The organism is Streptomyces flavofungini (assembly GCF_041028215.1).
GTDB classification, from domain to species: domain Bacteria; phylum Actinomycetota; class Actinomycetes; order Streptomycetales; family Streptomycetaceae; genus Streptomyces; species Streptomyces flavofungini_B.
The window spans coordinates 1-10,412 of record NZ_JASKYR010000219.1; the positions used below are offsets into that span (position 1 = coordinate 1).

Consider the following 10,412-nt stretch of genomic DNA (forward strand, 5'->3'; position numbering starts at 1 on the left):
CCCGAGCAAGCCGAGGCACCCGCACACCACCATCACCGTCACCGATGACGGCCTCCGGCTCATCCACCGCAAGCGCACCGAGCACCACATCGGCATCCACCGCACCCGGCACATCCAGCAGCCCGAAACGACCCGGATGCTCGGACACCGCCGACCGCACCAGACCCCATACCGACGCCCCGGCCAGGTCCGTTCCCTCCACGGCACCCGACGTCACGAACGTCAGCCGGGAGTCGGCGAACGCCTCATCCGCCAGCCACGCACGCACCAGCTCCAGCGCTCGCGCGGCGGCAACGTGCACGGAAGCCGCCACATCGACGCCCGCCGTGGGTACGGCAGCGTCGACCAGCACCGTCCCCGGGACCTCACCAGCAGCAGCCAGCTCCCCGAGGTCGGCGAACGCCACGAACCGCTCGCCCGACAGGCCCGCGAGCCCGCCCAGCACACCGACCGGGCCGATGCCCGCGGCGTCCTCGGCGGCCGGAGCGGCGACCCACTCCACCTGGAACAGCGCGTCACGGGTCGCGGCGTCCGCACCGGCCGCTCCGTTGGCGACGGCGCGCAGCACCAGGTTCTCGACGCTGGCGACCGGGGCTCCGGTGGGGTCGACGACCGCGACGGCGGCGGACTCGTCGCCGGTCCGGGTCATCCGGACGCGGACCGACTGGGCGCCGGAGGCGTGCAGGCACACCCCTTCCCAGGAGAACGGCACCACACCCCTGGCGAGGCCGCCGAGGGCGGAGATGTGCAGGGAGGCGTCGAGCAGCGCCGGGTGCAGTCCGTAACCGGCGGCCTCGCGCTCGGTGCCCTCGGGCAGGGCGACTTCGGCGAAGACCTCGTCGCCGCGCCGCCAGGCCGCGCGCAGGCCCTGGAAGAGCGGGCCGTAGCGGTAGCCGCCGTCGGCCATCCGCTCGTAGAGGCCGGTGAGGTCGAGCGGTTCGGCGTCGGCGGGCGGCCAGACGGTCGTGTCGAAGTCTGCGGTGCGCTCCCCGGGGGCGAGGACACCGGTGGCGTGCTCGGTCCAGGGCATGCCCTCGGCGCCCTCGGGACGGGAGCGGGCGGTGAGTGTACGGCGGCCCGTGGCGTCGGCCGGGCCCACGTGCAGGTGGAGCTGGATGCCGCCCTGCTCGGGTACGACGAGCGGGGCGGCGAGGGTGAGTTCCTCGACGCGGTCGCAGCCGACCTCGTCTCCGGCCCTGACGGCGAGTTCCACGAATGCGGTGCCGGGCAGCAGTGCGTCGCCCATGACGACGTGTTCGGCGAGCCAGGGGTGGCTGCGCAGCGAGAGACGGGTGGTGAGCAGCAGGCCGCCGGAGTCGGAGAGTTCGACGGCGGCGCTGAGCAGGGGGTGTCCGGCGGCGCGCAGGCCCGCCGACTCGACGTCCCCGGCGGCCGACAGGGTGGGCACGGGCCAGTAGCGCTCGTGCTGGAAGGCGTACGTCGGCAGGTCGGTGAGCCGGGCGCCGGTGCCGTCGAGGACGGCGGTCCAGTCCACGGTCACGCCGGTGGTGTGGAGTCGGCCGAGCGCGGCCAGTGCGGTGCTCTCCTCGGCGCGGTCCTTGCGCAGCAGCGGCACCAGGACCGCGTCCTCACCCGCGCTCTCGCGTGCCATGGCACTCAGCACACCGTCCGGGCCAAGCTCCACGAACCGTGACACACCCTGCTCCACCAGGGCGCGCACACCGTCGTCGAAGCGGACGGCCTGACGGACATGGCTCACCCAGTAATCCGGGGAGGTCAACGTACCCGCCTCGGCGAGCTGTCCGGTCACATTGGAGACCACCGGCAGCTTCGGCTCACCGAACGACAGACCCGCCACCACCTCGCGGAACTCCGCCAGCATCGGCTCCATCAGCGGCGAGTGGAACGCGTGCGAGACCCGGAGCCGGGACATACGACGCCCCTGGGCGCGGAAGGYCTCCGCCACCGCCTCCACAGGACCCTCGGCACCCGAAACCACCACCGAGGACGGGCCATTGATCGCGGCGATCGACACCTCACCCTCGACCGGACCCAAGTGCTCAAGAACCTCCGCCTCGGTGGCCTCCAGCGCCACCATCGCACCGCCCGCTGGCAGCGCCTGCATCAAACGACCACGCGCGGCCACCAGAGCACACGCATCGCCCAGCGAGAAGACCCCGGCCACATGCGCCGCCGCCACCTCACCGATCGAATGACCGGCCACGAACTCCGGCCGCACACCCCATGACTGCACCAGACGGAACAGCGCCACCTCTACGGCGAACAACCCCGCCTGCGCGTACACCGTCTGATTCAGCAGCTCGGCGTCCTCACCCCACACCACCTCACGCAGCGGACGCTCCAAACGCCCATCGAGCGCCACGCACACCGCGTCGAACGACTCCGCGAACACCGGGAAACGTGCGTACAGCTCACGCCCCATGCCAGGCCGCTGCGAGCCCTGACCCGAGAACAGGAAGGCCACGCGACCCGTCCCCGTTGCTACGCCCTCGATGACTCCGGCGTCGGGCTGACCTGTCGCCAGTGCGGCCAGCGCCGCGTCCCGGTCCTCGTCCAGCACGACCGCACGGTGATCGAACAGGGAGCGCTGTGTCGCCAGCGAGAACGCCACATCCACAGCGGTCACCGACGCCGAGCCGGACGCCAGGAACTCCCGCAGCCGCCCGGCCTGCGCCCGCAGCGCCTCCTCCGAACGCCCGGACAGCACCCACGGCACAACACCCGGCTCCAGGGACACATCCCCCTTGTCACCGCTCGCAGAGTCGGCGAGCGGTTCAGGCTGCTCAAGGATGACGTGCGCGTTGGTGCCGCTGATGCCGAACGAGGACACACCCGCCCGGCGTACGCGCTCCTCACCTTCCCAGCTCTGTTCGCCAATCAGCAGTTCCACGGCTCCCGCCGACCAGTCCACGTGCGAGGACGGCGTATCGACGTGCAGAGTGCGCGGCAGCACACCCTCCCGCATCGCCATCACCATCTTGATCACACCCGCGACACCGGCGGCCGCCTGCGTATGACCTATGTTGGACTTGACCGAGCCGAGCAGCAGCGGCCGGTCCTCGTCGCGGCCCTGGCCGTAGGTGGCGAGCAGCGCCTGCGCCTCGATCGGGTCGCCCAGAGTCGTACCCGTACCGTGCGCCTCGACGACATCCACATCCGCCGCCGACAGACCGCCACTGGCCAGCGCCTGACGGATCACCCGCTGCTGCGAGGGACCGTTCGGGGCGGTCAGGCCATTGGACGCACCATCCTGATTGACCGCCGAACCCCGCACCACCGCCAACACCCGGTGACCCTTGCGGCGCGCGTCCGACAGACGCTCAAGCACCACCATGCCCACACCCTCGGACCAGCCCACACCATCGGCCGCATCCGCGAACGAACGGCACCGGCCATCCGCCGACAACCCACCCTGCCGCGAGAACTCCACAAACGTCGTCGGCGTCGACATCACCGTCACACCACCAGCGACCGCCAACGAGCACTCACCCGAACGCAACGCCTGCGCCGCCCAGTGCAAGGCCACCAACGACGACGAGCACGCCGTGTCCACCGTCACCGCCGGGCCCTCGAACCCGAACGTGTACGACACCCGGCCCGACGCGATGCTTCCGGCACTGCCACTGCCCTGGTAGCCCTCGAACTCGGGACCGGCCAGCAGGTTGGCGTAGTCGTGGTACATGACGCCCGCGAAGACGCCGGTCTGGCTGCCGCGCAGCGACACCGGGTCGATCCCGGACCGCTCGATGGCCTCCCACGTCGTCTCAAGCAGCAACCGCTGCTGCGCGTCCGTGGCCACCGCCTCACGCGGACTCATCCCGAAGAACTCCGGGTCGAACTCCGAGGCCTCGTGCAAGAAGCCGCCCGAGCGCGTATACGTCGTGCCCGGCACCCCACGATCCGGGTTGTACAGCGCCTCCACATCCCAGCCACGATCCGACGGGAACTCCGAGACCGCGTCCACACCCTCCGACACGACCCGCCACAAATTCTCCGGCGAAGCCACACCACCCGGATACCGGCACGCCATCCCGACGATGACCACCGGATCATCCGCCACCGACGGCAGCGCCGCCACCGGCACCACAGCCGCCGTCGCCGCCTCTGCCTCGGCGCCGAGGACACCGTCGAGCAGATGGCCCGCCAGAAGGGCGGCGGTCGGGTAGTCGAAGACTAGCGTCGCGGGCAGCCGCAGGCCCGTCGCCCTGCCCAGCTTGTTGCGCAGCTCCACCGCTGTCAGCGAGTCGAAGCCCAGGTCCTGGAAGGCCTTCTCGGGGTCCACGGTCTGGGCACCGGAGTGGCCGAGCACCACCGCGATCTGGCCGCGCACCAGGTCGAGCATGATCTCGCGGCGCTCGGTCTCGCCCAGGCCCTCAAGGCGCTGTACGAGACCGGCCGTCGCCGCCGATCCCCCGGCCGCCGAACGGCGCCTGCGGGTCCGGACGAGGCCGCGCAGCAGGTGCGGGACGTCCTCCTGACCGCGCAGCGCGGCCAGGTCGAGGCGGACGGGCAGGACGACCGGTTCGCCGGAGGCGAGGGCCGCGTCGAACAGCGCCGTGCCCTGCCCAGCCGAGACGGCGGGCAGCCCGGACCGGGCGATACGCCGCCGGTCCGTGTCCGAGAGGCCCTCCGTCATCCCCGCGTCCTGCGCCCACGGGCCCCATGCCAGGGAGACTGCGGGCAGGCCGAGGGCCCGGCGGTGCTCGACGAGGGCGTCCAGGAAGGCGTTGCCCGCCGCGTAGGCGCCCTGGCCCGCGCTGCCGAAGGTCCCCGCGACCGAGGAGAAGAGGACGAAGGCTTCGAGACCGAGGCCGAGGTCCCTGGTCGCCTCGTGCAGGTTCCACGCCGCGTCCACCTTCGGACGCAGCACGCCCGCCAGCCGCTCCGCCGTGAAGGACTCGGCCATGCCGTCGTCCAGGACACCGGCCGCGTGCACGACCGCCCGCACCGGGCTGTCGGCGGGCACTCCGGCGAGCAGGGCGTCCACGGCCGTACGGTCGGCCAGGTCGCACGCCGCGACCGAGACCCGGGCGCCCAGGCCGGTCAGTTCGGCCGTCACGGCGTCGATGCCCTCGGCGGCCGGACCGCGCCGGCTCACCAGGAGCAGATCCCGTATCCCGTGTTCCTCGATCAGGTGCCTGGCCATGATCCGGCCCAGACCGCCCGTGCCGCCGGTCACCAGTACGGTGCCGCCGTCGGGGTCCGACAGGAGGGCGCCGGTCCCCGGGCTCTCCGTGCCGTCGGCCGGAGTGGTCCGGGTCAGTCGCGGTACCCGCACCTCACCATCGTGTACGCCGGTTTCCGTCTCCTCCATGGAGAGGGCGGCGAGCAGCGCTCCGGTGCGGGCCGCGTCGTCGACGATCCCGTTCTCGCCGGTCTCGTTCTCGCCGGTCCCATTCTTGATGTCGAGGAGTCCGAAGCGGCCCGGGTGTTCCAGGGACACCGAGCGCAGCAGGCCCCGTACAGGAGCCGCGGTCAGGCCGTCGGTGTCCTCGGTGCCGCGCACGACGAACACCAGGCGCGCATCGGCGAACCGCTCCTCCGCCAGCCAGGCACGCACCAGTTCCAGGGCCCGCGCGGCGGCGCGATGCGCGGCGACGGCCACGCCGGTGTCCTCGGCGGACGCGGCGGCGTCGACCAGTACCACCCTCGGCACCTCACCGGCACCGGTCAGCTCCGCGAGGTCCGCGAACGGCACGAACCCGCCTTCCGGCGCGTCAGCGAGCCGCATGCCCCCGATCGCGCCGAGGACGCCCACCGGACCCTCGACGGCGCCGCTGTCGGCGCCCCGGGCCGGGACCCACTCCGTGCGGTACAGCGACCGGGAGGCGTCGTCGGCTCGTACACCCACGGAGGCCGCGCGCACCGTCAGGGCCTCGACGGAGGCGACGGGCGCCCCGGCCGGGTCGGCCATGTGCACGGCCAGGGTGTCGTCGCCGGTCCTGGCAAGCCGGACCCGCAGCACCGACGCGCCGGACGCGTGCAGCGACACGCCCTCCCAGACGAACGGCACACCACCCGGGGCGTCGTCGTCGCCGAAGGCGAACGAGGCGTGCAGGGCCGCGTCGAAGAGCGCCGGGTGCAGCCCGTACGCCGTACCGTCGACGTCCTCGCCGAGCGCGACCTCGGCGAACACCTCGTCGCCGCGCCGCCAGGCGGCGCGCAGGCCCTGGAAGACGGGGCCGTAGCGCAGACCGGCCTCGGCGAGCCGCTCGTAGCAGTCGCTCACCTCGACCGGCGCCGCGTCACGCGGCGGCCACACCGAGGCGTCGAACTCCGGGGCCACCGCGTCCGGGGCCAGTACGCCCTGGGCGTGCAGGCTCCACGGCTGCCGCTCGTCGCCCGCGTCCTCGCGGGAGTGGACGGTCACCGTGCGGCGACCGGCCTCGTCCGGCTCACCGATGCTCACCTGGATGCGCACGGCACCGCGCTCGGGGAGCACCAGCGGCGTGGGCAGGGTCAGTTCCTCGACCGCGTCGCAGCCGACCTCGTCGGCGGCCCGTACGGCGAGTTCGAGCAGGGCCGTGCCCGGCACCAGTACGGCACCCCGCACGACGTGATCGGCCAGCCACGGGTGGGACTGCGTCGACAGGCGGCCGGTGAACACCAGGCCGTCGCCACCGGCCAGTTCCACGGCCGCGCCCAGCAGGGGGTGCCCGGCAGCGCCGAGACCGGCCAGCCGGATGTCACCACTGCCGGTGACGGTGCCCGTCGGCCAGAAGTACTCGTGCTGGAAGGCGTACGTCGGCAAATCCACCGCCCGGCCGCCCGTACCGTCGAGGACAGTGCCCCAGTCGGCGGCGACGCCGCACACGTGCAGCTCGGCCAGCGCGGTCAGGACGGTGGTGACTTCCTCGCGGTCCTTGCGCAGCAGCGGCACCAGGACCGCGTCCTCACCCGCGCTCTCCCGTGCCATGGCACTCAGCACACCGTCCGGGCCAAGCTCCACGAACCGTGACACACCCTGCTCCACCAGGGCGCGCACACCGTCGTCGAAGCGGACAGCCTGACGGACATGGCTCACCCAGTAATCCGGGGAGGTCAACGTACCCGCCTCGGCGAGCTGTCCGGTCACATTCGAGACCACCGGCAGCTTCGGCTCACCGAACGACAGACCCGCCACCACCTCGCGGAACTCCGCCAGCATCGGCTCCATCAGCGGCGAGTGGAACGCGTGCGAGACCCGGAGCCGGGACATACGACGCCCCTGGGCGCGGAAGACCTCCGCCACCGCCTCCACAGGACCCTCGGCACCCGAAACCACCACCGAGGACGGGCCATTGATCGCGGCGATCGACACCTCACCCTCGACCGGACCCAAGTGCTCAAGAACCTCCGCCTCGGTGGCCTCCACCGCCACCATCGCACCGCCCGCTGGCAGCGCCTGCATCAAACGACCACGCGCCGCTACCAGAGCACACGCATCGGTGAGTGAGAAGACCCCGGCCACATGCGCCGCCGCCACCTCACCTATCGAATGACCGGCCACGAACTCCGGCCGCACACCCCACGACTCCACCAGACGGAACAGCGCCACCTCTACGGCGAACAACCCCGCCTGCGCATACGCGGTGCCGTTCAGCACAGCCTCATCGTCGCCCCACACCACCTCACGCAGCGGACGCTCCAAAAGCCCGTCCAAAGCAGCGCACACCGCGTCGAACGACTCCGCGAACACCGGGAAACGTGCGTAGAGCTCACGCCCCATGCCAAGGCGTTGCGAGCCCTGGCCCGAGAACAGGTACGCCGTCCGACCGGCCTCGTTCTCGCCGACGATCGCGGCCGGGTCCGGCTCGCCCACGCACACGGCGGCCAGACCGCGGACGGCGGTGTCCCAGCCGTCCGCCAGGACCACGGCCCGGTGGTCGAAGAGCGAACGCTGGGTGGCGAGGGAGAGGCCCAGGTCGACCGCGCGCAGCGCCGGATCGGCCTCGATGCGGGCGAGGAGCCGCGCGGCCTGGGCGCGCAGTGCCTCCTCCGTACGCCCTGCCAGCACCATCGGCACGATGCCCGGGGCCAGCGAGGCGATGCCCTCACCGCCGGTCTCCACCTCGGCTGCCGGTTCGGGCTGTTCCAGGATGACGTGGGCGTTGGTGCCGCTGATGCCGAACGAGGACACACCCGCCCGACGCACGCGCTCCTCCCCCGGCCACTCCTGCTCGCCGGTCAGCAGCTCCACCGCGCCGTCCGACCAGTCCACGTGCGAGGACGGCGCGTCGACGTGCAGGGTGCGCGGCAGCATCCCGTGCCGCATCGCCATCACCATCTTGATCACACCCGCGACGCCCGCCGCGGCCTGCGTGTGACCGATGTTGGACTTGATCGAGCCGAGCAGGAGCGGCTTCTCCCAGTCGCGGCCCTGGCCGTAGGTGGCGAGCAGCGCCTGCGCCTCGATCGGGTCGCCCAGAGTCGTACCCGTACCGTGTGCCTCGACGACATCCACATCCGCCGCCGACAGACCGCCACTGGCGAGTGCCTGACGGATCACCCGCTGCTGCGAGGGACCGTTCGGGGCGGTCAGGCCATTGGACGCACCGTCCTGATTGACCGCCGAACCCCGCACCACCGCCAACACCCGGTGACCCTTGCGGCGCGCGTCCGACAGACGCTCAAGCACCACCATGCCCACACCCTCGGACCAGCCCACACCATCGGCCGCATCCGCGAACGAACGGCACCGGCCATCCGCCGACAACCCACCCTGCCGCGAGAACTCCACAAACGTCGTCGGCGTCGACATCACCGTCACACCACCAGCGACCGCCAACGAGCACTCACCCGAACGCAACGCCTGCGCCGCCCAGTGCAGGGCCACCAGGGACGACGAGCACGCCGTGTCCACCGTCACCGCCGGGCCCTCGAACCCGAACGTGTACGACACCCGGCCCGACGCGATGCTGGGCGCGCTGCCGTTGCTGCGGAAGCCCTCGTACTGCTCGTCGGCGAGCATGTTGCCGTAGTCGTTGTACATGACGCCCGCGAAGACACCGGTCTGGCTGCCGCGCAGCGACACCGGGTCGATCCCGGACCGCTCGATGGCCTCCCACGTCGTCTCAAGCAGCAACCGCTGCTGCGCGTCCGTGGCCACCGCCTCACGCGGACTCATCCCGAAGAACTCCGGGTCGAAGGCGCCTGCCTCGTGCAGGAAGCCACCGGCCTTGGTGTACGTGGTGCCGGAGGCGTCGCGGTCGGGGTTGTAGAGGGTGTCGATGTCCCAGCCACGGTTCGCGGGGAACTCCGTGACGGCGTCGACTCCCTCGGAGACCACGTGCCACAGGTCCTCGGGCGAGGCCACGCCGCCCGGATAGCGGCACGCCATGCCGACGATGACGACCGGGTCGTCCGCGATCGAGGGCAGCGCCGCCACCGGCACCACGGCCTCGGGCTCCGCCGCTCCGAACAGCTCGTCCAGCAGGTATCCCACCAGCGCGTGGGCCGTCGGGTAGTCGAAGACGACCGTCGCGGACAGGCGCAGGCCCGTGGCCTTGCCCAGGCGGTTGCGCAGCTCCACCGCCGTCAGTGAGTCGAAGCCCAGGTCCTGGAAGGCGCGCGCCGGGTCGACCGTCTGTGCCCCCGCGTGACCGAGCACCACCGCGATCTGGCCGCGCACCAGGTCGAGCAGCACCTCGCGCCGCTCGTCGGCGCCCAGTGCTTCCAGGCGCTGCACCAGACCCGCCGTCGCCGCCGAGCCACCGGCCGCCGAACGACGCCTGCGCACACGGACGAGACCGCGCATCATCGGGTGCGGTTCGCCCTGCTCGCGCAGCGCGGTCAGATCGAGGCGCACGGGAAGGACGTTCGTCTCGCCGGAGGCGAGGGCCGCGTCGAACAGCGCCGTGCCCTGCTCGGCGTCCAGCTCGGGCATTCCGGCCCGGGCGATGCGGCGTACGTCCGTGTCGGACAGGGTGCCGATCATTCCGGCTTCCTGGGTCCAGGGCCCCCATGCCAGCGACACGGCGGGCAGGCCGAGGGAGCGGCGGTGGCGGGCCAGGGCGTCCAGGAAGGTGTTGCCCGCGGCGTAGTTGGCCTGCCCGGGGCCGCCGAGGATGCCGGACATCGAGGAGAAGAGGACGAAGGCGCCGAGGTCGAGGTCCTTGGTCGCCTCGTGCAGGTTCCACGCCGCGTCCACCTTGGCCCGCAGCACACCCGCCAACCGCTCGGGCGTCAGCGACTCGACAGTGCCGTCATCCAGCACACCCGCCGAATGCACCACCGCACCCACCGCATACCGCGACAGAAGCTCACCGACCGCATCCCGGTCCGCCACATCACAGGCCTCCACCGAAACCCGAGCCCCGGCCTCCGACAACTCCGCGACCAGCTCCCGAACCCCCTCGGCAGCCGAACCACGCCGACTCACAAGCAGCAGCTCACGAACCCCGTGCTCCACCACCAGATGGCGCGCCACCACCCGGCCCAGACCACCCGTA

The 10,412-nt window shown here is 72.0% G+C and carries 1 protein-coding gene; it reads right to left on the minus strand.

Annotation, left to right across the window (positions count from 1 at the left end):
- Nucleotides 1-10,412 (minus strand): SDR family NAD(P)-dependent oxidoreductase (locus tag AB8Z36_RS17100; protein WP_440581935.1); only part of this gene is annotated, 10,412 nt, incomplete at both ends.